Origin of the sequence: Dongia sp., from assembly GCF_041918875.1 — a bacterium.
Classification (GTDB): Bacteria; Pseudomonadota; Alphaproteobacteria; order Dongiales; family Dongiaceae; genus Dongia.
Map to the genome: position 1 here is coordinate 125956 of NZ_JAYRUV010000013.1, position 26407 is coordinate 152362.

The 26407-nt window shown below is 63.8% G+C and carries 25 protein-coding genes and 2 tRNA genes; 17 read left to right on the forward strand and 10 right to left on the reverse strand.

Annotation, left to right across the window (positions count from 1 at the left end):
• Positions 1–226 precede the first annotated feature (226 nt).
• Positions 227–754 (forward strand): hypothetical protein, encoded by a 528-nt coding sequence (locus ACE3TY_RS14985; RefSeq protein ID WP_374654342.1) that lies wholly within the window; start codon positions 227–229, stop codon positions 752–754.
• Here ACE3TY_RS14985 and ACE3TY_RS14990 read toward each other — a convergent pair.
• From ACE3TY_RS14990 to ACE3TY_RS15005, 4 genes are read right to left on the reverse strand one after another with little or no spacing between them, the layout of a single operon-like run.
• Entirely contained in the window at positions 751–1287 is a 537-nt protein-coding gene (locus ACE3TY_RS14990; protein ID WP_374654344.1) for an RBBP9/YdeN family alpha/beta hydrolase, read from the reverse strand. The two genes, ACE3TY_RS14985 and ACE3TY_RS14990, sit on opposite strands and share 4 nt — an antisense overlap.
• A complete protein-coding gene (locus ACE3TY_RS14995) occupies positions 1287–1760 on the reverse strand; it encodes an NUDIX domain-containing protein (protein ID WP_374654346.1) in 474 nt (157 codons plus the stop codon). Before ACE3TY_RS14995 ends, ACE3TY_RS14990 begins: the two co-directional genes overlap by 1 nt.
• A gap of 2 nt (positions 1761–1762) precedes the next feature.
• Complete coding sequence (gene gltB, locus ACE3TY_RS15000) at positions 1763–6310, reverse strand: glutamate synthase large subunit (RefSeq protein ID WP_374654348.1); 4548 nt, start codon at positions 6308–6310, stop codon at positions 1763–1765.
• 12 nt (positions 6311–6322) lie between these two features.
• A complete protein-coding gene (locus ACE3TY_RS15005; protein ID WP_374654350.1) occupies positions 6323–7765 on the reverse strand; it encodes an NAD(P)-dependent oxidoreductase in 1443 nt (480 codons plus the stop codon).
• A gap of 326 nt (positions 7766–8091) precedes the next feature.
• On the opposite strand from ACE3TY_RS15005, the gene ACE3TY_RS15010 reads away from it, so the two are divergent.
• Positions 8092–8913: an undecaprenyl-diphosphate phosphatase gene (locus ACE3TY_RS15010; protein ID WP_374654352.1), complete on the forward strand. Its 822-nt coding sequence runs from the start codon at positions 8092–8094 to the stop codon at positions 8911–8913.
• Positions 8914–9540: 627 nt separating this feature from the next.
• On the opposite strand, the gene ACE3TY_RS15015 is transcribed toward ACE3TY_RS15010, so the two are convergent.
• A complete protein-coding gene (locus ACE3TY_RS15015; protein WP_374654354.1) occupies positions 9541–10275 on the reverse strand; it encodes a type 1 glutamine amidotransferase in 735 nt (244 codons plus the stop codon).
• A 22-nt stretch (positions 10276–10297) separates the two neighbouring features.
• The gene (locus tag ACE3TY_RS15020; protein ID WP_374654356.1) at positions 10298–11239 is read right to left on the reverse strand and encodes a complex I NDUFA9 subunit family protein; all 942 of its coding nucleotides are present in this window, start codon (positions 11237–11239) and stop codon (positions 10298–10300) included.
• 223 nt (positions 11240–11462) lie between these two features.
• Between ACE3TY_RS15020 and ACE3TY_RS15025 the strand changes: the two genes are divergently transcribed.
• From ACE3TY_RS15025 to ptsN, 9 genes are all read left to right on the forward strand, one after another.
• A tRNA-Leu gene (locus tag ACE3TY_RS15025) sits at positions 11463–11547 on the forward strand.
• Positions 11548–11651: 104 nt separating this feature from the next.
• A complete protein-coding gene (locus ACE3TY_RS15030; RefSeq protein WP_374654358.1) occupies positions 11652–12275 on the forward strand; it encodes a ribonuclease D in 624 nt (207 codons plus the stop codon).
• A gap of 219 nt (positions 12276–12494) precedes the next feature.
• Positions 12495–13541, forward strand: coding sequence for an SIS domain-containing protein (locus ACE3TY_RS15035; RefSeq protein ID WP_374654360.1), 1047 nt, complete (start codon positions 12495–12497; stop codon positions 13539–13541).
• Positions 13542–13559: 18 nt separating this feature from the next.
• Complete coding sequence (gene lptC / locus ACE3TY_RS15040; protein WP_374654362.1) at positions 13560–14234, forward strand: LPS export ABC transporter periplasmic protein LptC; 675 nt, start codon at positions 13560–13562, stop codon at positions 14232–14234.
• Positions 14235–14245: 11 nt separating this feature from the next.
• On the forward strand, positions 14246–15118 hold the full coding sequence (locus ACE3TY_RS15045; protein ID WP_374654364.1) for an LptA/OstA family protein: 873 nt from the start codon (positions 14246–14248) through the stop codon (positions 15116–15118).
• Positions 15115–15975, forward strand: coding sequence for an LPS export ABC transporter ATP-binding protein (gene lptB, locus ACE3TY_RS15050; RefSeq protein WP_374654366.1), 861 nt, complete (start codon positions 15115–15117; stop codon positions 15973–15975). Before ACE3TY_RS15045 ends, lptB begins: the two co-directional genes overlap by 4 nt.
• 12 nt (positions 15976–15987) lie before the next feature.
• Positions 15988–17565, forward strand: a complete 1578-nt coding sequence (gene rpoN, locus ACE3TY_RS15055; protein ID WP_374654368.1) for an RNA polymerase factor sigma-54 — start codon at positions 15988–15990, stop codon at positions 17563–17565.
• 378 nt (positions 17566–17943) lie between these two features.
• On the forward strand, positions 17944–18540 hold the full coding sequence (gene hpf, locus ACE3TY_RS15060) for a ribosome hibernation-promoting factor, HPF/YfiA family (protein ID WP_374654370.1): 597 nt from the start codon (positions 17944–17946) through the stop codon (positions 18538–18540).
• 60 nt (positions 18541–18600) lie between these two features.
• Complete coding sequence (gene ptsN, locus ACE3TY_RS15065) at positions 18601–19068, forward strand: PTS IIA-like nitrogen regulatory protein PtsN (RefSeq protein ID WP_374654372.1); 468 nt, start codon at positions 18601–18603, stop codon at positions 19066–19068.
• Between the two features lie 79 nt (positions 19069–19147).
• Here ptsN and ACE3TY_RS15070 read toward each other — a convergent pair whose 3' ends face one another.
• Together ACE3TY_RS15070 and ACE3TY_RS15075 are read right to left on the reverse strand one after the other, a co-directional pair.
• Positions 19148–19384 carry a DUF1150 family protein gene (locus ACE3TY_RS15070; RefSeq protein WP_374654374.1) on the reverse strand — a complete coding sequence of 79 codons (237 nt, stop codon included), beginning with the start codon at positions 19382–19384 and terminating at the stop codon, positions 19148–19150.
• 5 nt (positions 19385–19389) lie between these two features.
• A complete protein-coding gene (locus ACE3TY_RS15075; protein WP_374654376.1) occupies positions 19390–19860 on the reverse strand; it encodes an Hsp20 family protein in 471 nt (156 codons plus the stop codon).
• Between the two features lie 259 nt (positions 19861–20119).
• Between ACE3TY_RS15075 and ACE3TY_RS15080 the strand changes: the two genes are divergently transcribed.
• From ACE3TY_RS15080 to ACE3TY_RS15095, 4 genes are all read left to right on the forward strand, one after another.
• Positions 20120–20662, forward strand: coding sequence for an ankyrin repeat domain-containing protein (locus tag ACE3TY_RS15080; protein ID WP_374654378.1), 543 nt, complete (start codon positions 20120–20122; stop codon positions 20660–20662).
• Positions 20663–20692: 30 nt separating this feature from the next.
• Entirely contained in the window at positions 20693–21199 is a 507-nt protein-coding gene (locus ACE3TY_RS15085) for a PAS domain-containing protein (protein WP_374654380.1), read from the forward strand.
• Positions 21200–21431: 232 nt separating this feature from the next.
• The gene (locus tag ACE3TY_RS15090) at positions 21432–23123 is read left to right on the forward strand and encodes a methyl-accepting chemotaxis protein (protein WP_374654382.1); all 1692 of its coding nucleotides are present in this window, start codon (positions 21432–21434) and stop codon (positions 23121–23123) included.
• 222 nt (positions 23124–23345) lie between these two features.
• Positions 23346–23483: a hypothetical protein gene (locus ACE3TY_RS15095; protein ID WP_374654384.1), complete on the forward strand. Its 138-nt coding sequence runs from the start codon at positions 23346–23348 to the stop codon at positions 23481–23483.
• A gap of 80 nt (positions 23484–23563) precedes the next feature.
• Here the strand turns inward: ACE3TY_RS15095 and ACE3TY_RS15100 are convergent.
• Together ACE3TY_RS15100 and ACE3TY_RS15105 are read right to left on the reverse strand one after the other, a co-directional pair.
• Positions 23564–23639: transfer RNA gene (locus ACE3TY_RS15100), tRNA-Ala, on the reverse strand.
• Between the two features lie 143 nt (positions 23640–23782).
• Entirely contained in the window at positions 23783–24118 is a 336-nt protein-coding gene (locus ACE3TY_RS15105) for a TIGR02300 family protein (protein ID WP_374654386.1), read from the reverse strand.
• Between the two features lie 208 nt (positions 24119–24326).
• Here ACE3TY_RS15105 and aroA point away from each other — a divergent pair, with 208 nt between their 5' ends.
• On the forward strand, positions 24327–25676 hold the full coding sequence (gene aroA / locus ACE3TY_RS15110) for a 3-phosphoshikimate 1-carboxyvinyltransferase (RefSeq protein WP_374654388.1): 1350 nt from the start codon (positions 24327–24329) through the stop codon (positions 25674–25676).
• A gap of 124 nt (positions 25677–25800) precedes the next feature.
• Positions 25801–26407: (d)CMP kinase (cmk, locus tag ACE3TY_RS15115; protein WP_374654390.1), on the forward strand; the 607-nt coding region annotated here is incomplete at its 3' end.

A 26407-nucleotide genomic window follows, 5' to 3' on the forward strand; every position in this document is an offset into this window, starting at 1 on the left:
GTTAAAGTCCCGCCATGACCTTGCGGTGCCACAGCGCCCTTATCGCGCGAATTAGCAACCCGGCCTGATCCGTTCAGGCCGGGCCGTCTGCTGCGCCCGCAAGTCTCGTCCCGATCCTTCCCGGTCCCGATCGATTCTTCGCCGTGGCGCTTGTTTCCAGTGTCGCGGCATGCGTGCGCCCGGCTCGAAGAGCGGGCTCGCTGCCGCCAGCCAAGGTCAAAATCCCATGTTCAGTCCCATGCATAGCCAGGCCGCTCCGCACACCGACATGCGCCACCGGTCGCCCGCCACGCCGCAACCCTCGCCGGTCGCTGTTCCGGTGGATGCGCGCGCGGAGTTGCAGCTGTTGTTCAAATCCTATGACGCCGCCTGTCTCGATTTCGATGCCGATGCGGTCGCTGGCTTCTACGACCTCCCCTGCCTTCTTTCGACCCAGGAGGGAAATGGCGGCTTCACGGCGCGCGGCGAACTGCGCGCGGCGTTTGCGCGGGTCTTTTCCGGCTACCGGCAGCAGGGATTGGTGGGGGCCAGCCTCGTTTCGCTCGGGATCGACGCGCTCTCGGACGATTTCGCGCTGGCGCGGGCGATCTGGTCGCTCGGCGATACGCGCGGTCGCGATGCGGTCAGCTTCGGCTGCCTCTACACCTTGCGCCGGGCGCAAGGACGCTGGCGTATCGTGCATGCCGTGGCGCTCGACGAGAGGTCGAAGCTGGCGCGGCGGAAACCACGCGCGGCGATCCTCGGCCTCCGTTAGCCACGGCGCAGTTCGTCCAGCAGCAGGCGCCCCAGCGGCCATTCGCCGAAACCGGCGGCGCTGTTGATATGGCCGGCGGCGCCGATATTGACGAAGCGGCTGCCCCAATGTTCCGCCATGACGGCGGCGCGCTCGTGCGTCACATAGGGGTCGTCGCTGCTGGCCACAACGATGCTGGGGAACGCCAGGGGTGCCGCTGGCATTGGGCGGAAGGCGCGTGTTTCGGGCGGCGTGTGCGCATCCGAATCGACATCGGCCGGCGCCACCAGCAGGGCGCCGGCGATGCTGCGGGGATGGCGTGCCGCCCAATGCACCACGAGTGCGCAGGAGAGGCTGTGCGCGGCCAGCACCGGCGCCTGCGGCATCGACGCGACCGCGTGTTCGAGGCGCTCCACCCAATCGGCGAAATCGGGCCGGTCCCAATCGGCCTGCTCGACGGCGCGGGCGGCGTTGCCCAGTTCCGCCTGCCACAAACGCTGCCAATGCAGCGGTCCCGAATTGCCGAGACCGGGAACGAGCAAGACGGGATGCATCAGAGAAGCCTCCTGAACGGGGCTGGAGCCCGGTCGACGAAATCGTGCCAGATATCGGCCAGGGCACGGCGCTGGCCGGCAAAGCTGAACAGGTCCGCGGCTTCGGCACGGTCGCACCAGCGAAATTGGTCGCTGCCATGATCGAGCCTCACCGCGACCGGCGCCGGCACAAGGATGACGAAGATGGGCATCAGCTCAAGTACGTTATCCGGACCGAAATAGAAGGTCTCCGTAAGACCCGAGGCGAACAATTCCGTCGCTTCGATGCCGGTTTCCTCGGCGATCTCGCGTGCAATCGCGGCGATGGCGGTTTCTCCGGGCTCGATGCTGCCGGTGACCAGTCCCCAGGCGCCGCCCGCAACTTCGCCGGCGCGGCGCAGGGCGAGGATACGCGCCGCCTCGCCTTTGCCGGCGACGATCGCGGCCGCCACGGCGCGGCACCGCAAGGGTACGTCGCCATAGCGGCCGCCCATCCTTACTTCGCCTTCTTGGCTACGGGCTTGGCCTGCCGCTCGCCCGGCAATCGGTCCGACAGCGGCTGGTTGAGCTTGTCCAGCATCTCCTTGGGCACGATCTGCCAGAACTTCTTCTTTTCCTCAGCCCAATCGTTGAGGATGCTGCCGGCCCATTTCGACTGCGTCTCGGCGGCATGCTCCTCGATGAGAGCCTTGAGGCGCCCTTCCCAATGGGCGCTTTCCAGGCGCTGCGATATGACGGTGTCGCCGTTGACGCGCAGGGGAAAGCGGCCATCCTCGTCATAGACAAAGGCCATGCCGCCGGACATGCCGGCGCCGAAATTGTCGCCGACGGGCCCCAGGATGATCGCGGTGCCGCCGGTCATGTATTCGCAGCCGTTGGAGCCGCAGCCCTCGATCACCACATCGGCGCCGGAATTGCGGACGGCAAAGCGTTCGCCGGCCTGGCCGGCGGCGAAGAGCTTGCCGGCCGTGGCGCCGTAAAGCACCGTGTTGCCGATGATGGTGTTGCGGTTGCTCTCCAGCGGTGAAGAGGGCAGGGTACGCACCACGATGGTGCCGCCCGACAAACCCTTGCCGACATAATCGTTGGCGTCGCCAAAGACTTCCAGCTTCAATCCCTGCACCGCGAAGGCGCCCAGCGACTGGCCGGCACTCCCGCGCAGGCGCACGGTGAGATGATTGGGCTTGAGGCCCGCCATGCCGAAGCGCCTGGTGATATGCGAGGAAAGCCGCGTGCCGATGGCGCGGTAGGTATTGCGGATATTGTATTGCAGCTGCATCTTCTCGCCGGCCTGGAACAGGGCCGCGGCATCGGTCACCATGCGCGCGTCCAACGTGTCGGGCACCTCGTTGCGGCCTTCCAGCGTGCAATAGCGTGCCTCATTGCCGGGATCGGCCTGGCTGAGGATCGGGTTCAAGTCGAGATCGTCGAGATCGGCGGCACCGCGGCTTACCTGCTCGATAAGCTCCGTCCGGCCGATGACCTCGTTCAAGGTCTTGACGCCGAGCTGCGCCAGGATCTCGCGTACTTCCTCGGCGATGAAGCTGAACAGGTTGACGACCTTCTCCGGCGTACCGGTGAATTTCTGCCGCAGCACCGGATCCTGGGTACAGACGCCGACCGGGCAGGTGTTGGAATGGCACTGCCGCACCATGATGCAGCCCATGGCGACCAGGGACGCGGTGCCGATGCCGAATTCCTCGGCACCCAGAATGGCGGCGATAACCACGTCGCGCCCGCTCTTGATGCCGCCATCGGTGCGCAGCTTCACGCGGTGCCTGAGGCGGTTGAGCGTCAGCACCTGATGCACTTCAGCGAGACCCATTTCCCACGGGATACCGGCATATTTGATGCTTGTATGGGGCGAGGCACCCGTTCCCCCCACGTGACCCGAAATCAGAATCACGTCCGCCTTGGCCTTGGCGACACCGGCGGCGATGGTGCCGATGCCCGAACGAGCGACCAGCTTCACGCAGACCTTGGCTTCCGGATTGATCTGTTTGAGATCGTAGATGAGCTGCGCCAGATCCTCGATCGAATAGATGTCGTGATGCGGCGGCGGCGAAATCAATGAGACGCCGGGGGTCGCGTGGCGGAGCTTGGCGATTTCGACCGTGACCTTGAAGGCCGGAAGCTGGCCGCCCTCGCCGGGCTTGGCGCCCTGCGCCACCTTGATCTCGATCTCGCGGCAGTTGACCAGATATTCCGCCGTGACGCCGAATCGGCCCGAGGCGATCTGCTTGATGGCGGAATTGGCATTATCGCCGTTGGCCTGCGGCTTGAAGCGGAGCGGATCCTCGCCGCCCTCGCCGGAATCCGATTTGGCGCCGATCCGGTTCATGGCGATGTTGAGCGTGCCATGGGCTTCCGGACCCAAGGCACCCAGGCTCATGCCGGGTGTGACGAAGCGCTTCCTGATCTCGGTGATGCTTTCGACCTCGTCGGTCGAAATCGGCGTCGTGCCCGGCACGAAATCCAGGAGATCGCGGATGGCGACGGGCGGCAGCTTGGCCACCGCCTCCGAATAACGCTTGAAGGTCTGGTAGGATTCGGTCGTCACCGCGGATTGCAGCGTGTGAATGAGTTCCGGGGCCCAGGCATGCGTCTCCCCCGACTTGCGGAGCTTGTAGAAACCGCCCACGGGCAGCGTCACGATGTTTTCGCTCCAGGCGCGGCGATGCAGCTCGACGATGCGGTGCTGGATGCCTGTCATGCCGATGCCGGAAATACGGCTCGGCATGGAGGGGAAATATTCGGCGACCAATGTGCGCGACAGGCCGAGGGCTTCGAAATTGGCGCCGCCACGATAGGAGGAGACGACCGAGATGCCCATCTTCGACATGACCTTGAGGAGCCCCTGGTCGACGGCATAGCGGTAATTGTCGAGGCAATCCTCCAGCGGCAATTCCCCGAAAAGACCGCGCCGGCGCCGGTCTTCGATCGCGGCTTCCGCGACATAGGCATTGACCGTCGTGGCGCCTACACCGATGAGGACGGCGAAATGGTGCACGTCGAGGCATTCGCCTGAGCGGATGTTGAGGCTGGTAAAGGTCCTGAGCTGCTGGCGCAGGAGGTGTACATGGACCGCACCCGTCGCCAGAATGGTCGGAATGGCGGCGCGCGTGGCGCTTACATGTTCGTCCGAAAGGATGAGATGCGTGGCGCCACCGCGCACGGCATCCTCGGCCTGGCGGCGGATGAGCTGGATCGCCTCGCGGAGCGAATTGTCATTGCCGGTGACGTCGAAGGTGCAGTCGATCTCGGCGACACTCTGGCCCATATAGGCGCGCATCGCCTGGAACTCGGCGGTGGTGAGGACGGGGGAATCGAGCTGCAGCAGCCGGCACTGGCTTTCATCCTGGTCGAGCACATTGCCGAGATTGCCGAGACGCGTTTTGAGGCTCATCACCCGCTTCTCGCGAAGCGAGTCGATCGGCGGGTTGGTGACCTGGCTGAAATTCTGCCGGAAGAACTGGTGAAGGCCGCGATAGCGGTCGGAAAGAACGGCGAGCGGCGTGTCGTCGCCCATCGAAACAACGGCTTCCTTTGCTTCCTCGACCATCGGCTGAAGGACCACTTCCATGTCTTCCATGGTGAGACCCGCTGCCACCTGGCGGCGGCGCAGATAATCCTTCTCGAAGATGGCGGGTTCCCCGCGCGTCTTCTTGATGAGGTCGTCGATGACCGTGATGTTCTTGACCCAGGCGGAGAAATCGGCGGTCGCGGCGAGCCTGTCAAGGATCGAATTGTTGTCGTAGAGCTTCCCTTCGGAAAGATCGAGCGCCAGCATCTGGCCCGGCCCCAGGCGACCTTTGGTCTTCAACCGCGTCTCATCGAGGCGCACCATGCCGGTTTCCGAACCCGCCACGAGAATGCCGTCCTCGGTGACGGCGTAGCGCAAGGGCCGCAAGCCGTTGCGGTCGAGGCCGGCCACGACCCAATGCCCGGCAAAGCCGCAAATGGCGGCGGGCCCGTCCCAGGGTTCCATGACCGAATTGCAGTAGCTGAACATGTCCTTGATGTTCTGCGGCATGGTCACGCGCCCGTCCCAGACATCGGGGATGAGCAGGCTTTTCACCATCGGCAGCGGCCGTTCGTGCGTCGTGAGAATCTCGAACACATTGTCGAGTTGTGCCGAATCCGACCCGCCTGACTGGATGACGGGTTTCAAATCCGCCATGCGGTCGCCATAGACGCTGGAATAGAGCCGCGTCTCATGGGCGCTCATCCAATTGACGTTGCCCTTCAGCGTGTTGATTTCGCCGTTATGGGCGATGACGCGGAAAGGCTGGGCGAGCGACCAGGTCGGGAAAGTGTTGGTCGAATAGCGCTGGTGATAGATGGCGAAGTTGGAAACGAAGCGCTCGTCGAGGAGATCCGGATAGAAGGAAGTGAGCTGCTCGGCGAGGAACATGCCCTTATAGATGACGGAACGGCAGGAGAGGGAGCAGATATAAAGCTCCGGCACCTGATGCGCCACGGCCGCGCGTTCGATGCGGCGGCGGATGACGTAAAGGTCGGTTTCGAATTCCTCCTCCGAGACGCCGCGCGCATTGGCGATCATGATCTGCTCGATCTCGGGCCGCGTCGCATTGGCCTTCTCGCCGATGATGCCGATATCGATCGGCACCTGGCGCCAGCCATAGATGGTGTAGCCGGCGTTGAGGATTTCCTGCTCGACGATGACGCGGCAGCTCTCCTGCTTGCCCAGATCGTTGCGCGGCAGGAAGATCTGCCCGACCGCGAACTTGCCCGGCTGCAATGCCTGGCCCGCGCGGCGGATGAAATCCTCGAAGAAGGCATGCGGAATCTGCACATGGATGCCGGCACCGTCGCCGGTCTTGCCATCGGCATCGACCGCACCCCGGTGCCAGACCGATTTCAGCGCCTCGATCCCCATCAGCACCACTTCACGCCGCGGCTTGCCGTCAAGCGCGGCGATGAGGCCGACACCGCAGGCATCGCCTTCATCGGCCGGGTCATACATGCCGGTCTTCGCAAGATGCGCGGCGTTCTGGCGGAACAGTTCGATTTCCTGCGACATGGGTGCTGCTCCTTATTCCGCCGCGGCTTTGCGCGATGATTCCTGCAGATAGGTGTCGATCCCGGCTGCGGCATCGCGGCCGTCGCGGATCGCCCAGACGACCAGCGAGGCGCCGCGCACGATATCGCCGGCGGCGAATACGCCTGGAATGGTGGTGGTGAGGTTGCGCCAATTGACGCGCACCGTGTTCGCCTTGGTGATGGAGAGCGCCGGCGCCTTGAGGCGCTGCGGCAGATCCTCTGGTTCGAATCCCAGCGCCTTGACCACCAGATCGGCGGGCAGATCGAAGGCAGACCCCTCGATGACGCGCGGCGTCTGGCGGCCCGTGCCGTCCGGCATGCCCAGATGAATGCGTTCGGCGCGCACGGCCTTCACCTTGCCTGCTTCATCGTCGAGGAAAGCGGCCGGGGCGGATTGCCAGATGAATTCGACGCCCTCCTCTTCGGCATTAGCGACTTCACGCTGCGAGCCCGGCATGTTGGCGCGGTCGCGGCGATAGAGGCACTTCACCGACCTGGCGCCTTGGCGGATCGCCGTGCGCACGCAATCCATCGCCGTGTCGCCGCCGCCGATGACCACCACATTCTTGTCCCTGGCGCTGAGTTCGCCGCTGGCGATTTCGGCCACATTGTCGCCGAGCCCGTCGCGGTTGGCGGCGGTGAGATATTGCAGCGCCGGCACGATGCCCTTCGCACCCGAACCGGGGGCGGCAAGGTCGCGCGCCTTGTAGACGCCGGTGGCGATCAGCACCGCGTCATGGCGCTGGCGGAGATCGTCGAGCGAGATATCGCGGCCGATTTCGATATTCAGTTCGAACTTGATGCCGCCTTCGCGCAGCAGCTTCTCGCGCCGCACCACGACCTGCTTGTCGAGCTTGAAATTGGGAATACCGTAGATGAGCAGGCCGCCGACCCGGTCATGGCGGTCATAGATAGTGACCTGATAGCCTTTGCGGCGCAGAGCCTCGCCGGCCGAAAGTCCCGCCGGACCAGCGCCGATGATGCCGATGCTCTGACCCAGTTCGCGTATCGGCTTTACCGGCTGTACCCAGCCCATCTCGAAGGCGGTGTCGGTCACGTGCTTTTCGATGGCGCCGATGGTGACGGTGCCGTGGCCGGACTGCTCGATGACGCAGTTCCCCTCGCACAGGCGGTCCTGCGGGCAGATGCGGCCGCAGATCTCCGGGAAGGTGTTGGTGGCGGCCGAAATCTCATAGGCCTCCTCCAGACGCCCTTCGGCGGTCAGTTTCAGCCAGTCCGGGATATTGTTGTTCAAGGGACAATGCACCTGGCAGAAGGGCACGCCGCATTGCGAGCAGCGGCTGGCCTGAACCTGGGCAAAGCGGGCGGCGAAGCCGGCATAGATCTCGCCGAAATCCGCGCGGCGCTCGGCAGCCGGCCGCTTGTCCGGCATGGCCCGGCTCACGGACACGAACTTCAGCAGCTTTTCCGCCATGGCTTCCTCGCTTTGGCCTCGACCCAACCATCCCTCATTCGGGCGTGTGCCAGATTAGCAGCCTGATTTGTCAGAGCAATGATGAAATCATGATTTAGGGCAATTTAACTGACTTATTTTTCGTTCACTCGGTCAATTTGAATCTCTGTTGATAAAAAATGAGACAGAAACATGAAATATAGTTCCGAAATGAGACCAATTATCCAATCGGCAGGATTCCAGTCGCGTGCTATAAGCCAACGCACTGATTCACTTGAGTCTCTTGGAACGGTAGCGGCCTTCCAGTCGCTATTCTCTCCTGTCGTTGTCGTGGGGATGGCTGCTTCGTGCCCAATATCGATATCCTGATCCTGGCCGTGGTGCAGGGCATTACCGAATTCCTGCCGATTTCCTCCTCGGGCCATCTCATCCTGGTGCCGAAGCTGTTCTGCTGGGCGGACCAGGGGCTGACGCTCGACGTCGCCGCCCATGTCGGCACGCTGGTGGCGGTGCTCGTCTATTTCTGGCGCGATGTCGCCAATATGAGCGGCGGCCTCGTCAAGCTTGCCCGGGGCAAGCGCGACAATCGCGCGCGGCTCGCCTGGCTGCTGCTGGTGGCCTCGGTTCCGGCCCTGGGCATCGGCTTCGTCCTCGACCGCTGGGCCGGCGATGCCTTGCGCGACGACCGTATCATCGCGGCAACGCTGATCGGCTTCGGCATCCTGCTTTATCTGGCCGACCGGGTCGGCCTTACCGTGCGCCGGCTCGAGCATATGACTGCCGGTTCGGCCCTGGCCATCGGCATCTTTCAATGCATCGCCTTCATTCCCGGCACCAGCCGGTCCGGCATCACCATGACGATGGCGCGCCTCCTGGGCTATGAGCGCAAGGAGGCGGCACGCTTCTCCTTCCTGCTCTCGATCCCGACCATCGCCGCGGCCGGCCTCTATAAGGGCTACCAGCTGGTGAGTTCGGGCAATATCGCCGAGCTGGAACGTGCGGCGATGATGGCCTGCTTCTCCGCCGTCACCGGCTTTCTCGCCATCGCCTTCATGATGTATTGGCTGCGCCGCGCCAGTTTCACGCCTTTCGTGGTCTACCGGGTCATCCTGGGGCTTGTGCTGCTGTGGGCGATCTATGGCGGCGGCTGGCAGAGCGCCTGTTCTTGACCGTTTCTTTTTGAACCTGACGCATTCCTCCGGCGACTGAGTATCCGGCAGCCGATTCCGGCCGGCCGTCCCCTGTGCCAGGGCGGCTGCCTCGGGTGTCGCCGCCGGTTTCCCAAGAGCCGGCAGCGATGCCCGATTTAGATTCGCAAATCAAAGTGTTTCCTGTTTCATGGAATCGCGTCATTCCCCTCACCCCGCAAGCGGGGCGAGGGGCTTATTGCCGAAGCTTGGCCACAAACTTCTCCCTCGCCCCACGCAGTGGGGGAGAGGGTCGGGGTGAGGGGTGCTTCCGCCAAACGCCAATCATTCAAAGCTGTTTCCGTACCAACATTGGCTCACTAAGCTCTAGAGTCTTCTTCCGAAGATCAGAATCAGAGAGAATTTCGGTCATATCCTATCTCCTCTTGCAGGGTTGCGGAAACCCAAGGATGTCCATAATTGTCAGGCTCTACAACTATTATTTGTACATTGAATCAATAACTTATCTCCAGTGGACAGATTCTTCGGCAGATTCATGGAGCCCAAGTATCCGGCGCGAGTAACCTTTAAAAATACCGCGATTGAAGTCCGAACTCGCCCTCCAGTGGACTGAGTGAATTGTGCACCACTCAACCACTTCAATTTGGCCTACTGGGCCGCTTTCGCCGCGCCGCGAATCAGGCTCAAGAAATTCTCATAGAGCCGCTTGGCGGCGCGGTTGAAGTCCGGCATCAGCGCGGCCGCTTCGTCGCGCAGGCGCGGCAATGCGCCCGCCCCCAGCGTCTCGTCGAGCGCGCAGGCATAGGCCGGCACTTCGCCCCATTCCGGCACGGTGCGGCTGGTGAGTTCGACATGATATTGCAGGCCATAGGCATGGCGCCCGATGCGCATCGCCTGGTTCGGGCAGAGCGGCGAGCTGGCGAGGATGACGGCGCCTTCCGGTGCCGTCTGCACGGCGGCACCATGCCATTGCAGCACCTTCTGCCGCGGTGCCATGCCGGCGAAGATCGGATCGGCGCGGCCTTCCGCGGTGAGATCGACATCGCAAATGCCGACCTCCGGCGCCTTCATCTTGCCGACCTTGCCGCCCAGTGCCGCACCCAGCAATTGATGGCCCAGGCACAGGCCCATATAGGGCATGCCGCGTTCCAGCACTGCCTCGCGGATCGCCTTCTTCTCGGCGGCCAGCCAGGGATGGCGGTCTTCCTCCCACACATCCATCGGCCCGCCCATGACCCAGAGCGCGTCGTAGCGGTCCAGCGAAGGAATGGCCTCGCCCTCATCCAGCTCGACCGCGTCATAGGCAATGCCGTCGGCATTGAGGAAATCGCGGAAGATGCCGGGATGCTCGCAGGCGATGTGCTGAAACACCAGAAACCGCATGTGCGCCTCCCTCTATCCCGCGTCAGGCTTTGTTATAATAGCCGAGCGGGCGGTATTGATCGAGATAGGAAGGCAACACCGCCTCCAGCGTGGTCGGCGCGATGCCAAGATCCTTGAAGCCCAGCGCATTCGCCGCGACGACATTATCGCGCTTGAGCAAGCGCACCTGATCGACGGTCAGCAGCTTGATCGGCAGCAATTGCAGGAAGCTGGCTTTCAACGTCGCCAATGCGAAGGGCAGCGGCACGAGGAGGCGGCAGCGGCCGATCTCCTTCAGCATCATTTCCATAAGCGCGCGGAAGGTGTAGCTGCGCGGGCCGCCCAGTTCATAGGTCCTGCCCGTCGTGCCTGCATCTTCGAGCACACGTTCCACCGCTGCCGCCACATCGGCCACATAGACCGGCTGGAATTTGGTATGGCCGCCGCCGATCAGCGGCAAAGCCGGCGACATCATCGCCATGCGGGCGAAGCGGTTGAAGAAATCGTCCTCCGGCCCGAACACGATCGAAGGGCGCAGGATGGTGGCGTTGGCGAAAGCCAGCTTCACCGCCTGCTCGCCTTCGGCTTTCGACCGGGCATAGGCCGAATCGGACGCCGGATCGGCGCCGATGGCGGAAATCTGCACGAAGCGCGTGGCGCCCGCCGCCTTGGCGGCAGCGGCGATGCGCGCGGCACCCTTGGCCTGGACGGCATCGAAGCTCTGCTTGCCGGACGCATAGAGAATGCCGACCAGATTGATCACGGCATCGGCGCCGGCGACGGCTGCCGCCACCGAGCGGTCGTCGCGGATATTGGCGGCGACAGGGGTCACCTGGCCGACATCGCCGGCGGTCTTCAGGAACAAGGCCTCGTTCGGGCGCCTCACCGCAACCCTGACCTGCCAGCCGGCGCGCGCCAGGCGCTGCACCACGTAGCGGCCGATGAAGCCCGAACCGCCGAACACGGTCACCAGACCACGCGCCATCTGATCATCCCCATTTACTGCCAAGCCGGACGCCGAACAGGCCCGGATCCATCCGTAGTCCGTTCGGCAATACCCCTAAAATAGGGACAGGGACGGCAATTTGGCAATGAAATCGCGTATATCCGGCCCCTTTGACTCTATTGCGAAAAAGTCCGCCCAAGGGGTCAGATCGGGGTTGACATTCGAGTGCCCCTGACGAGAATGCGCGGGCTTTCGGCCCCCTGCCCAGGTGGCGGAATTGGTAGACGCGCAGGTTTCAGGTACCTGTGGGGCAACCCGTGGAAGTTCGAGTCTTCTCCTGGGCACCAAACTCCAGCTTCATGTTGGGGGCTCATCCTCCCTTATCGGAGCCATAGCCCCGGCATGAGCAGCCGGAGGCGCCGAAGCCTCGGCTGGCTAAGGGAGGCACCTCGTGACCATTCATCTCCATCAAGGCGACCTGCCGGAAGGGCTCGATTTCGGCGCCTCCGTCGCCATCGATACCGAGACCATGGGTCTCAATCCCCACCGCGACCGGCTCTGCCTGGTGCAGCTCTCCTCGGGCAACGGCATCTGCCACCTGGTCCAGATCCCGCTTTGCCGGCCGGAAAAGCCGCACCGCGCCCCGCGCCTCCAGGCGCTGCTGGAAGACCCGGCGGTGCTCAAGATCTTTCACTTCGCCCGCTTCGACCTTGCCACCCTGTGGCACTATCTCGGCATCGACTGCAAGCCGGTCTATTGCACCAAGATCGCCGCCAAGCTCACCCGCACCTTCACCGACCGGCACGGCCTCAAGGATCTGTGCAAGGAATTGCTGGGCGTCGAGATATCCAAACAGCAGCAAAGTTCCGATTGGGGCGCCCCGCAGCTCACCGAGGAACAGCTGAAATATGCCGCCTCCGACGTGCTGCACCTTCACCGTCTCAAGGAGAAGTTCGACGATCTCCTCGCTCGCGAGAGCCGGCTTGAGATGGCCCGCGCCTGCTATGACTTTCTCCCCACCCGGGCCAAGCTCGACCTGCTCGGCTATGAGGAGCCGGACATCTTCGCGCACTGATAAGCTGGGATAAGGACTTGGGATACGGATTTGGGCCTCTAACCCCTCGTGTCGCCTCTAACCCCTTGTGTCGATTGAGGGCTTTTCCTTGACAGGGTGGGACGGCACCCCTAGTTAGGGCAACCTGTGCGCTCTCGGTGGATTCGCCCCACATTTGGCGCTAGTTTGATGACCTGACAGTAAAATTCTGACCATTTGAGAATGGCTTCGGTGCCCAGAATGAGCCAAGCGAGCGCCACGAAGGCCGGGGAAGAAGCGGCCGCCCGGACCTCCATCCAAGCGCCGCGGCCAGATCATGCTGCGGGGGGATTGGTCGCGGCGCTCACGGTGCTGCGCCAGGAGAGCGAGGCCCTGCGCGAATTGCTGGCCACGTTCGAGGCCGGCGAAGGCCGTGCCCTGGTCGGCCGCGCGCTCGACATCCTGCACGGCGTCACCGGCCGCGTCATCGTCACCGGCATGGGCAAGTCCGGCCATGTGGCGCGCAAGATCGCCGCGACCATGGCCTCGACCGGCACGCCCGCGCAATTCGTCCATCCGGCGGAAGCGAGCCATGGCGACATGGGCATGGTCACCTCGGCCGATGCCGTGCTGGCCCTCTCGAATTCCGGCGAGACGGTGGAACTGGCCGACCTCATCACCTATTCGCGCCGCTGGCGCATTCCCTTGATCGCCATCACCAGCCGCCGGAATTCGACGCTGGGCAATGCCGCCGACGCGACCCTGGCGCTGCCGCCCACGGGTGAAGCCGGCGCCCTGGGTCTCGCCCCCACTTCGTCGACCACGATGATGCTGGCCTTGGGCGATGCGCTGGCGCTGGGACTGCTGGAGCGCAAGGGTTTTTCGGCCGAGGATTTTCACCAGCTTCATCCCGGGGGCAAGCTGGGTCAGAAGCTGCTGCGCGTGGCCGACCTGATGCATGCCGGCAAGGAAGTGCCGCTCATCGCCCAGAGCGCGCCGATGGGCCAGGCGCTCATCGAAATGACCAGCAAGACTTTCGGCTGCGTCGGCGCCGTCGACGCGCAGGGCGATCTGGTCGGCATCATTACCGACGGCGATCTGCGCCGGCATATGGGCGATGCCCTGCTGACGCAGGATGTGGCCGCCGTGATGACGGGCCATCCGCTCACCATCACCGCGCAGGCGCTGGCGGCCGAGGCCGTGCTGATCATGAACGAACGCTCCATCACGACCTTGTTCGTGGTCGATGGCGTGAAGCCGGTCGGCATCGTCCGGTTGCACGATTGCCTGCGCGCCGGCGTGGCTTGAGGGCCGGCACGGATGGCGATGCGCGATTTCATGGACAAGCTGAGGGCACCCAAGGATCTGGTTGGACCCGCTCTGTCCGATCCGCGCGCCATCTTCAACCGCAAGCGCAGCCGCCTGCTGTGGGTCAAGATCGGCCTGCCCATTCTCGCCGTCGCCATCGTCGGCTATCTTTCGTACCGCTCTTACGAGAACCAGACCACCAGCCGGGTCGTGATCGAAAAGGTGGAAGACGCGCCCAAGCTCGATGTCGGCATGAAGGTGAGCGGTATCGCTTTTGAAGGCACCAGCAAATCCGAGCGGCCTTTCTCGGTGACGGCCCTGTCCGCGACCGAGGCCAAGGACAATAAGGATCTCATCGACCTCGAAGAGCCGCAGGCCGAAATCGAACTTTCCGAACAGACCTGGATCGCGGTCACCGCCGAAAAGGGCCGCTACGACCGCAAACTCGACAAAGTCGATCTTCAGGGTGCCGTTACGGTCTATCACGATAACGGCCTGGTCTTTTCGACCGAGGAAGCGGCCATGGACCTGCAGACCAACACGGCCTCGGGCACCAAGCCGGTGACCGGCAGCGACGAACGGCGCCAGGTATCGGCGGAGGGTTTCGAAATGCTCGATGACGGCGCCACCGTTCTGTTCAAGGGGCGGGCATCGTTGAAAATCATGCCCAAGGCAAAGGGAAGCGGCGAATGAGGGGGCTTGCCATGACCGAAGCGCGTCGCGCACGGCACAACGGGAACTGGCTGCCGGCGGTGGCCCTCCTGCTGCCGCTCGCTTTCGCACAACCCGCCCTGGCCCAGGATATTGTCGAGGATCCCGCGGCAGCCGTGCCGGCGGCACCCACCGGCGGCGGCATGGATTTCGGCGACGATACGCAGCCCTTCGAACTGGGCGCCGATCAGGGGATCGAATGGCGCAGCAAGGAAAAGACCTATACCGCGCGCGGCAATGCCGTCGCCCGCCAAGGCAATTCCTCGATCGCGGCCGACACCTTGGTCTTCTACACCAGCGGCGAGGAAGGCTCGTTCGACCGCATCGTGGCCACCGGGAACGTCAAGGTCACCTCGGGCAGTTCCGTGGGTTATGGCGATACGGGCGAATATGACGCCACGCAGAAACTGCTGCTGCTCACCGGCAGCAACCTCAAGATCGTCAGCGACAACGACACCGTGACGGCACGCGACCGTATCGAATATTGGACCGACCGCAATGCCATCACCGCGATCGGCAATGCCATGGTGGTGCGCCAGGACACGCGCATCAACGGCGACACCGCGACGCTTTATTTTGCCGACGATCCGGAAGGCAACAGCAAGCTCAGCCAGATCCAGGCCGATGGCAAGGTGAAGGTGCTCAATAACGGCCAGACCATCTATTCGAAGCACTTCGCCTACAATCCGGACACCGACATCGCCCTGATGACGGGCAATGTGCGCATCATCGACGGCGGCAACGAATATACCGGCCAGCGTGCCGAGATCGACAATAAGCGCAAGATCAGCCGCATTCTGGGCGGCGGCGAGCGCGTGCACACCTTCATCAAACCGAAATCTTCCAGCAGCAACACGGCACAATGAACGACGGCGCGGAAAATGCGGAACGGGACGAAGAGCTGGGCGCGGAAACGGCGCAGCCCGCTGCCGCGCCCGACGGCAATGTGAACGGCCATCGTTCCTTTACGGTCAACGGCACCGCCATCGATCCGACGGTGGTCGAGGGCCTGTGCGCCTATCACCTGGGCAAGAAATACAAGAAGAAGCCAGTGCTGCGCGATGTCTCGGTCGGCGTCCAGCGCGGCGAGGCGGTCGGATTGCTGGGGCCTAACGGCGCCGGCAAGACGACCTGTTTCTACATCATCACCGGCCTGGTCAAGGCCGATGCCGGCGCCATTTTCCTGGATGGCAGCGAAGTGACCGACCAGCCGATGTTCGAACGCGCCCGCGGCGGCATCGGCTACCTGCCGCAGGAAGCCTCGATCTTCCGCGGCATGTCGGTCGAGGACAATATCATGGCCGTGCTGGAAGTGGTCGACAGCGATGCCGTGTCGCGCGCGGGCAGGCTCGATCAGCTGCTGGCCGACTTTTCGATCGCGCATCTGCGGAAAGTGCCGGCCATGGCCCTGTCGGGGGGCGAGAGGCGGCGCGTGGAGATCGCCCGGGCGCTGGCGACCAAGCCCAGCTATATCCTGCTCGACGAGCCTCTGGCCGGCATCGATCCAATTGCCGTCAACGATATCCGCGACATAATCTCGCATCTCAAGGATCGGGGCATCGGCGTGCTGATCACGGACCACAATGTCCGCGACACGCTGGAAATCGTCGACCGGGCCTATATCCTGCACGAAGGTGAGGTTCTGCGCGAAGGCAGCCCCGCCGATATCGTCTCCGACGAGGATGTCCGCCGCGTTTACCTTGGAGAAAGATTCTCGCTGTAGTACGGTTAAGCTATGGCGATAACGCAGCGCATGGATTTGCGCCAGGCTCAGAGCCTGGTGATGACGCCGCAGCTCCAGCAGGCGATCAAGCTGCTTGAGCTTTCCAACCAGGAACTGGCGGCCTATGTCGAGCAGGAGCTGGAACAGAACCCGCTGCTCGAACGCGGCGAGGACGAGCGCGCGGCAGCTGGCGAGGAAGGCGGGCGCCTTGCCACCCAGGAGGCGATGACCAGCGAACCGGCCGAGACCGCCGGTCCGGACCGGGTCATGGACAGCAGCGAATATGTCCAGAGCGAGACAATGGGCGGGGAGCGGCAATCGCCGCTCGATACCGACTACGACAATCTCTACAACACGGCCGAAGACCGCGCCGTCGAACGAGGCGAGGGCGCCAACGCACCCGATACCGGCTTTGCCGACAATTGGTCCAGCGGCGGCGGCGGCGGGGGGCGGACGGATTTCTCCGATTCCGAACTCGGCCTCGAACAGACGCTGACCAAGCCGGAGACATTGCGCGAGCATCTCGAGCGTCAGCTCTATCTCGATATACAGGATCCGACCGAACGCATGATCGGCCTGCAGCTGATCGACATGCTGGACGAAGCCGGCTATCTCACGGGCGATCTCCTGTCACTGGCCGAACGGCTGGGCTGTCCGCCGGCGCAGGTCCAATCCGTCCTGGTCCGGCTGCAGCAATTCGACCCTTGCGGCGTCTTTGCGCGCAACCTTGCCGAATGCCTGGCGCTGCAATTGAAGGAGCGGGATCGGCTGGATCCCGCGATGCAGGCGCTGCTCGACAATCTCGAACTGCTTGCCAGGCACGACCGCCATCAGCTGATGAAGATCTGCGGCGTCGATGCCGAGGATCTGGCCGACATGGTGGCCGAGATCCGCGCGCTCAACCCGAAGCCCGGTGCCAGTTTCGAACAGGCCGATGTGCAGGCCGTGGTGCCAGACATCATGGTCTGGCGCCGGCAGGACGGATCCTGGTCGGTCGAACTCAACGCCGAACAATTGCCGCGCCTGCTGGTCAACCAGCAATATCATGCGCGCATCCTGCCCAAGACGCAGAACAAGGCGGAGAAGGATTATCTCAACGAGCGTCTGGCCACCGCCAACTGGCTGGTGAAGACGCTGCATCAGCGCGCCACCACCATTCTCAAGGTCGCCAGTGAAATCGTGCGCCAGCAGGAGGCGTTCTTCCTGCACGGCGTGCAGCATCTCAAGCCGCTCATCCGGCGCGACATCGCCGATGCGATCGGCATGCACGAAAGCACGGTCAGCCGCGTCACCACGAACAAATTCATGGCGACACAGCGCGGTGTATTCGAGCTCCGGTATTTCTTCACGGCAGCCATCCAGGGCGCCGCCGGCCAGGCAGCCCATTCGGCCGAGGCGGTGCGCCAGCGCATCAAGGAACTGATCGACGCGGAAAGTGCCGGCGACATCCTGTCCGACGACCGGCTGGTTGCCATCCTGCAGGGACAGGGTGTGGATATTGCCCGCCGTACGGTCGCTAAGTACCGGGAATCTCTCAGAATTTCATCTTCGGTGCAGCGGCGCCGCGAGAAAGCCTTGCGTTCGGCCTGATCGGGGCCACATCATTTCCCGTGGGGAGTAGCGGTCGCCCGGCCGCAGCGATTCCTTAACGCCCACCAGAGTATAAGGAGGTGTTAACGCCGGTAGGATGAGGCCTTGAATTCGGTCCCCGCCCCGCCCCGCGAACCGTTGACATCGCCAAGAAGGTCGCTATGGTCCCGGCCGCGCCGCCGGCCCTCCATGGAGACCGGCGGCGTGACGCTTCTGGAGGGTCCCGGGTTTGTGGATCTTCGTTGGTCGGCATGGCGATCCGTCTTGTGACGCTCGCCGGGATGACCGGCCGAAGTGTCGATGAGTTCGACGGTCTATTGGGGCAGGTCCATGTGGACAAGCCCCGCTCCGTCGCACCATGTTTGCAGGAACACGCCCATGAACCTGACCGTCAAAGGTAAGAACATCGAAATCGGCGATGCGTTGAAGACGCGCGCCGCGGACAGCCTCGATCATATCTTCGGGAAGTATTTCTCGAATCCGATCGAAGCCACCGTCACGATGTCGCGCGAAGCGCATCTTTTCGCCGCGCAGATTTCCGTCCATGTCGGACGCGGCATTCTGCTGCAGTCGGAGGGTGCCGCCGAGACGGCGAATGTCGCCTACGACATGGCCGCCGAGACGCTCGCCAAGCGCCTGCGCCGCTACAAGCGCCGCCTGCGCGACCATCATCGCGCCGCGACGGAAGACCGCCGTTCCCAATATTACGTTCTGGCGCAGGAGCCCGAGGAAGCCGAGGAGCCGGAGCATGTCAACGGTTCGGGCGATGCGCACCATCCGGTCGTGGTCGCCGAAATGCAGACCAACATCCCGACCCTTACCGTGGGCGAGGCGGTCATGCGCCTCGACCTCGCCAACCAGCAGGCCATGATGTTTCTCAACCGCGCCCATGGCGGGTTGAACATGGTCTATCGACGCAATGACGGCAATATCGGCTGGGTCGATCCCGGTCTCGAAACGGCCGTGCGCCAATAGGCGCATCTTTCGGTGCCATCGGCCGCGTGCCGACCGATGGCGCCTCACGAGGCAAGACAAATGGAAATCGAAGATCTCCTCGCAAGCCCAGCACATGTCCTGGCGAAGCTGAAGGCCGGCAATAAAAAGCAGGCCCTGCAGGATATGGCGCGGCGCGCGGCCGAGCTTTCGGGCCTGCACGAGCGCGCCATATTCGACGTGCTGCTGGAGCGCGAGCGTCTGGGCACCACGGGTGTCGGCAACGGCATCGCCATTCCGCATGGCAAGCTGCCGGATGCCAAGAAGATGTTCGGCCTGTTCGGCCGGCTTGAAACGCCGATCGACTTCGATGCCATCGACGAGCAGCCGGTCGATCTCATCTTTCTGCTGCTGGCGCCCGAAGGCGCCGGCGCCGACCATCTGAAGGCGCTGGCGCGGGTTTCGCGGCTGTTGCGCGACCGCACCATCTGCGAGAAGCTGCGCGGCACCAACGAGGCGGACGCGATCTACGCGCTCCTGACCGACGGGGCGCATTCGCACGCGGCCTAGGCGGATCGCGGGGCCCTCAAGCAAAAACGCCCCGCTTTGAGCGGGGCGTTTTCCTTTGGCTCCGCCGGGTTGCCGGCGGTCAGTGAATGGTAACCGGCGCCAGTCCGTTTTCCCAGGCGGCGGCGATCGCGGCGTCGCGGTCGGGCAGGATCGCCAGCTGCTGGCCATTGGCGGCGAAGATGCCGAACGCGGTGGCACCGTCCACTTCGACATCGCGCACATAGGCGACATCGTTGAGACCCAGCGCCAGCAATTGCTGCCGCGACACGGCCGGCAGACTCGCGGTGGTTTCGCTCTTCATCGTGCTCTTTGCCATATCGGTTACTCCTTCAGCGCCGCGTCATTGCCGTCGATGGCAACGCGGCCTTCGTGCCCTGCACCGCCAGCCTTGCGGATCGGAACCGTCCGGACTTGCGTTTCAACCTTGGGTCGGTCGAGATCGATCGAAAGCAGGCCGTTGTCGAGCGCCGCACCGGCGACCTCGATGCCTTCCGCCAGCACGAAGCTGCGCTGGAACTGGCGCGCCGCGATGCCGCGATAGAGATAGACGCGTGCGGGATCGTCCTTCTGCCGGCCGCGCACGGTCAGCTGGTTGTCTTCGAGCTGGATGTCGAGATCGTCGAGGGAAAATCCGGCCACGGCCAGCGTGATGCGCAGGCGGTTGTCGCTCACTTGCTCGATATTGTAGGGCGGATAGCCTTCGGCACCTGCCTTGGCGACCCGGTCGAGCGTGCGCTCGAACTGGTCGAAGCCCAGCAGCAGCGGGCTGTTGAAGAGTGACAGGCGAGACATGGCTCCTCCTTTCGAGCGAGCGGCGCTTTTTCCACTGCCCGGTTCCCGCTCTGCGGCGAACCGGCCTTCGGTCCCATCATCGGAAGAACAAGATTCGCCAGAACCTCGTTCCGATTTCTGCGGGCACCTTGAAGAATCAAATAGTAACCTAGGTTAAGAATTCAAGTCAGAGGCGTGACGCAACCCTTTGCGTCCGCCGCGTTGCGCGCTAAACTATTCAAGTTGCTAGAAATTCGGCGATAGAATTCCAGGGGGTTCCATGAACGTGCAAGCATCGCGCCGGTATGTGTTGCGATATCTGGCAGGCGCCGCCGTCCTGTGCTGTGCCGCGCCGCTGCTGACGGCCTGTGGCGGGCCAGGCGGTGGCACCGGGGCGAATAGCGGACTGGGGCGGCTGGAAATCCCCGACCAGCCGGCAAGCCAGGCCACCAAGGATCTGTGGAAGGCATCACAAAGCGGCGATGTGGCGGGTGTCAAAGCAGCCCTTGCCGCCGGCGCCGATATCGAAGGAATCGATTTCTCGGAGAACAATAACGGCCGCCGTGCGTTGAACTACGCCGCCCTCAACAACCGGGCGGAGGTCATCGAAGCGCTGCTCGCGGCCGGCGCCAACATCGAATCCCAGAACCGCACGCGTTTCACGCCGCTCCACCATGCAGCCGAGGCCGGCGCCATCGACGCGATCAAGGTGCTGCTCAAGCATGGTGCCGACAAGCGTGCCAAGATGTATCGCGGTGGCATTCCGCAACAGATTGCCGAGTATAAGGGATTCCGTGACGCCGCCTTGCTTCTTGTTCCGTGATCGAAGCTGCCCTGGTTCGCTGAGCGCCGTATGAGGGGCCAGACCCAGCACCGGATCCTGCGGCGCGAGACCGACGTCGCACGGATCGCTTCGCCCATGGTGCGCGAGCTGCACGCCTATTGGCTGGGCAAATGCCGCAACCGCCCCTTGCCGCGCTGGTCCGATATCGACCCCAGCGAGATTTCGCGGCTGCTGCCGAACCTCATCGTGGCGGGCATCGAACATGATCCGCTGCGTGTGCGCTATCGGCTGGCCGGCACGCAGATCGTCGAATTCCGCGGCGAGATCACCGGTCACTATCTGGGAGAGATTCCCTGGAGCGCCGCCGCCGGACAGGCCGTGGCCAAGGAGGGCTTCGCGCTTGCCATAGCGAGCCGTCGGCCCATCTTCAGCGAGGTCGAGATTGCCACGCGCACGGGGTCGGTACGCCATATCTTCGCCGGCATCTGGCCCCTGGCTCCAGCGCCCGATGCGTCCATCGACCGCTGCCTCGCCCTGGAGGATTACGGCGGCCTCGTGCGTGACGAGCTTGCCTGACGCGGTTTCCGGCCGTGTCGCCATAAGGATTTAAGGCCTAAGACAGCCGCTGCCGAGAAACTAGGCCTAGCAACCGGCCCGAATGTGTCGGCCCGTCTTAATCAAACCTTAGAAAAACCGACTTATTGTGCACGGCATGAAGGCGCGCCGCGACCGGGGTTGAAGTCCCGGCATGTGGTCCCCGGTCGGACAAACGCGCGCCAAATGACATCCCTTGAACGAAGGAATGCACATGCGTTTTCAGGATTTCCGCATTGCTACGCGCCTCGCGCTGGTCGTGCTCGTCGCCGTCGCCGGCATGATCGCGATCGCCATTCTCTCCGGCATCGATTTGAAGTCGACCCTGCTCGAGGACCGCAAGATCAAGACTCAGCACGTGGTCGAGGTGGCGCACGGCATCATCGCCCATTATGGCGACCTCGCCAAATCCGGCGCCCTCTCCGAAGAGGAAGCCAAGGCGCAGGCCATCATCGTCCTGGAAAAGCTCCGCTATGACGAGAAGGAGTATTTCTGGATCAACGACATGTCGCACAAGATGGTGATGCATCCCTTCGCCAAGAAGCTGCTGGAGAAGCCGAGTCTTGCCGATATGAAGGACCCGAACGGCAAGCTCTTCTTCGCCGAGATGGTCGATGTCGTGAAGGCCAACGGCGCCGGCTTCGTCGATTACATGTGGCCGCAGCCGGGTTCGGATCAGCCGGTGCCGAAAATCTCCTATGTAAAGGGCTATGCGCCTTGGAACTGGCTGGTCGGTTCCGGTATCTATATCGACGACGTCAACCGTATCTTCTTTCGCCAGATGATGGTGCAGGGCGGTGTCGTCGCCGCCATCCTCCTCGTCACCGTTCTCATCAGCTTCCTCATCGCGCGCAGCATTTCAAAGCCGCTCGCGCGGACGACCGGCGCCATGATGCGCCTGGCCGAGGGAGACAAGACGATCGCCGTCGAGGGTGCCGACAACAAGGCGGAGATGGGCGCCCTGGCGCGCGCATTGTCGGTGTTCAAGGAAAACGCGCTTGCCATGGAAAAGCTGGCGCTCGAACGCGCGGCCCAGGAAGAACGGGCGCGCGAGGAGAAACGCCAGTCGATGCTGTCCCTGGCCGACAATTTCGAAAGCTCGGTGCAGGGCGTCGTCAACCAGGTCTCGGGCGCGTCCGTCGAATTGCAGGCGTCGGCGCAGGCCATGGCCGGCAATACCGAGCAGACGACCGGCCAGGCCTCGATCGTGGCCACGGCGTCCGAACAGGCCTTCAGCAATGTGCAGTCGGTGGCTGCGGCGACCGAGGAACTCAGCGCCTCCATCACCGAAATCAGCCAGCAGGTGGCGCAATCGACGGCCATCGCCTCGCAGGCCGTGACCGAGGCCAAGCAGACCGACCAGACCATCAACGGGCTGGCGCAGGCCAGCCAGCGCATCGGCGACGTGGCCAACCTCATCCGCGATATCGCCAACCAGACCAACCTCCTGGCGCTCAACGCCACCATCGAAGCGGCGCGCGCTGGCGATGCAGGCAAGGGCTTCGCCGTCGTGGCGAGCGAGGTCAAGAACCTTGCCAGCCAGACGGCGCGTGCGACCGAGGAAATCACCGGCCAGATCAGTTCGATCCAGAACGCTACCGGCGATGCGGTCGAAGCCATTCGGGGCATCACCACCACGATCAGCCAGATCGACCAGATCGCCGCCACCATCGCCGCCGCGGTCGAGGAGCAGGGTGCGGCGACGCGCGAAATCTCGCGCAGCATCCAGCAGGCGGCCGACGGTACCCGCGACGTGTCGCAGAATATTGCCGGCGTTTCCACCGCGCTCACCGAATCGGGGCGGCTGGCCGACGGCCTGCTCGGCGCCGCGTCGGATCTGTCGCGCCAGGCCGACGTGATGCGCAACGAGATCAGCCGTTTCCTGGATCGCGTCCGCGCCGGCTGACGGCGCGGACGAGACTCTTCCCGCGCCAAGCCACCGCGCATATGCGGTGGTTACTTGGCGTGGGCTTTCCGCTATCATGCCGGCCGCGCTCGCGCCGGCATTCGTTTTTCAGAATGACCAGCTTTCAGCCTGCCAGGCCCCAGATCATGTCCGGGGCATGGCTTCCTGGGCCCGCGCCATCGTTCCATTCCCCATCGTTCCATTCCAGTGAGGAGATACGCCGTGGCTAAAGGTCAAATGCGCAGCAACCGCGAAAAGAAGAAGCCGAAGAAGGACAAGGCAAAGGCAGCGCCCAGCGGCACCTTCGCTTCGGCCTCGTCCAACCCCGCTACCGCCGCCTACGCCGCAAAGAAGAAGTAATCCGACGCGACAAGGGCGGCGCGCCCGTTCCACAAAGAAAAACCCCCGCCCGGATGGCCCGGCGCGGGGGTTCTCTCATTTGGTGGACCCAAGCGGGATCGAACCGCTGACCTCCACAATGCCATTGTGGCGCTCTCCCAGCTGAGCTATGGGCCCGGAACTCGGGGCTTGACCGCCGGAAGGCTTTGCTGCCGTCCCTGGGGGGCGATCGAACGGGCTGGAACCTAAGTGGACACCGCCCGGAATTCAAGAAGAAAAAAGGACAGCAATTTCAATAACGGAGGCTGGAATACCCAGCCTCAGCCCTCGTCTTCGCCCTTCTCGATGGCGTCCGAGATATCCTCGTCATCCTCGCCCAGTTCCGAGGCGTCCTCCAGGACGGCATCTTCCTCGTCACCGATATCCTCATCCTCCACATCCGTCTCGACGTCGGCGACGACATCGTCGACGCCCGGCTCCACGGCGGATTTCACCGGCGTCATCTTCTCGGCGACGCGGCGGCGGCTCTTCATCACGGCGTCGGGGTCGTAGACGGTCTTGCATTTCGGGCAGACGATCGTCGCCTTGCGCATGTCGTAGAAATGCGCGCCGCAGCTGCCGCAGATGCGCTTGGTGCCCCATTCCGGCTTGGTCACGTGATCTCTCCGGTCGTGTTCTCGGTCGGGGGTGCCAATTGCCATAGCCCCGTCGGCCTGTCAACGCCCTCAAATCGGGCCCCCGAGAACCCCGTCGGGGGCGGTTCCGGAGCGCTTGAAATCGGGATTTCCGTTGCCCGCCCGCCCTGTGCTAGAGAAGCGCGGCGCCCGCCAGCCGGGCAGGCAATTTTCATCACACTGGATTGGCATGAGTAAACACCAGTCGATTCCACGTCCCCTCGCATCGGGTACAGCCGGCCAATTGCGGGGAACCCTCCGCGTTCCGGGCGACAAATCGGTCTCGCACCGGGCGCTGATGCTGGGTGCGCTGGCGCTGGGCGAGACGGAAATTCATGGCCTGCTGGAAGGCGAGGATGTGCTGCGCACCGCGGCCGCCATGCGCCTGCTCGGCGGCGAAACGGAAAAGGGTGCCGATGGCGTCTGGCGCGCGCGCGGCCGCGGGAATGGCGGCTTGGCCGAAGCGGCCGATGTCCTGGACCTCGGCAATGCCGGTACGGGTACGCGCCTGCTCATGGGCCTCGTGGCACCCTATCCGATGACGACGTTCTTCACGGGCGACGCATCCTTGCGCTCGCGTCCGATGGCGCGCGTGACCGAGCCGCTCTCGCAGATGGGTGCGCGCTTCGTCACCCGAACCAAGGGCCGCCCGCCCCTGGCCGTCATCGGCACATCATCGCCGATACCGATTACCTACACGCTGCCGGTGGCGAGCGCGCAGGTGAAGTCGGCGATCCTGCTGGCCGGCCTCAACACGCCCGGCATCACCACGGTGATCGAACCGGAAGCGACGCGCGATCATACCGAGCTGATGCTGCGCGGCTTCGGTGTCGAGGTGAAAGTGGAGGAAACGCCCGAAGGACGGGCCTCTTCCATTGTCGGCCAAATGGAGCTCAAGGGTCGCAGGATCGTCGTGCCCGGCGATCCCAGCTCGGCCGCTTTTCCCATCGTGGCGGCGCTCATCCTGCCGGGGTCGGAGATTCTGATCGAGAATGTCGGCCTCAATCCGCACCGCATCGGCCTCATCGACACGCTGCTGGAGATGGGCGCATCGATCGAGGTGCTGAACGCGCGTATCGAGGCCGGCGAGAAGGTCGGCGATCTCCGCGTGAAGCATTCGCAACTGAAGGGCGTCACCGTTCCCGCCGAACGCGCGCCATCCATGATCGACGAATATCCGATCCTCTCCGTCGCGGCCTCGTTCGCCGAAGGCGAGACGAAGATGCTGGGGCTCGGCGAATTGCGCGTCAAGGAAAGCGACCGCCTGGGGGCGATGGCGCGCGGCCTTGCCGCCTGCGGCGTCGCGGTCGAGGAAGGCGCCGATTGGCTTGCCGTCAAAGGCAAGGGCAAACGGCCAAGGGGCGGCGCCCACATCGCCGTCAATCTCGATCACCGCCCGGCGATGTCGTTCCTGATTCTCGGCCTCGCCGCCGAAATGCCGGTCAGCATCGACGACGGATTGCCCATCGACACTTCTTTCCCGGGCTTCGTCGAATTGATGAATGGCATGGGCGGTACGATTCACGAGGTGAAGGGATGAGTCTGATGGCGACGACCCCCTCACTCCAACCCCTCTCCCGCGAGGGGAGAGGGGCTTTGACCGCAGCTCGGTGGAAACTCCCTCTCCCCTCGCGGGAGAGGGGCGGGGTGAGGGGGGGCAACCGATGAAGCCTTTCGTCATCGCCCTCGACGGTCCGGCGGCGGCTGGAAAGGGCACGCTTGCCAGGCGTCTCGCCGCCCATTTCAGCCTCGCCTATCTCGATACCGGGTCGCTCTACCGTGCCGTGGGACTGGCCGTCCTGCGCCAGGGCAAGGATCCCAACGACCCGGTTGCCGCCACGGCGGCGGCACGGACCCTGCCGCTCGAACTGCTCGCCGACCCGGAATTGCGCTCGGCCCAGGCTGGCGACGCCTCCTCCAAGGTGGCGGCGATCCCCGGCGTCCGGGCGGCCCTCTTCGATTGGCAGCGTCGATTCGCCGCCGACCCACAACCGGCTGCGGATGGCAGTCCGCGTTCCGGTTCCGTTCTGGATGGACGGGATATCGGCACCGTGATCTGTCCGGAGGCGGAGGTTAAGATCTATGTCACCGCCAGCGCGGAAGCGCGCGCCGGGCGGCGCCTCAGGGAGTTGCAAGCCCGGGGCGAAGAAGCTATATACGCCCGGGTTTTAGAGGATATCAGGGCCCGCGACGCCCGCGATGCAGCGCGCGCCGATGCCCCGATGAAGCCGGCCGATGACGCCGTCCACCTCGACACCTCGGATCTCGATA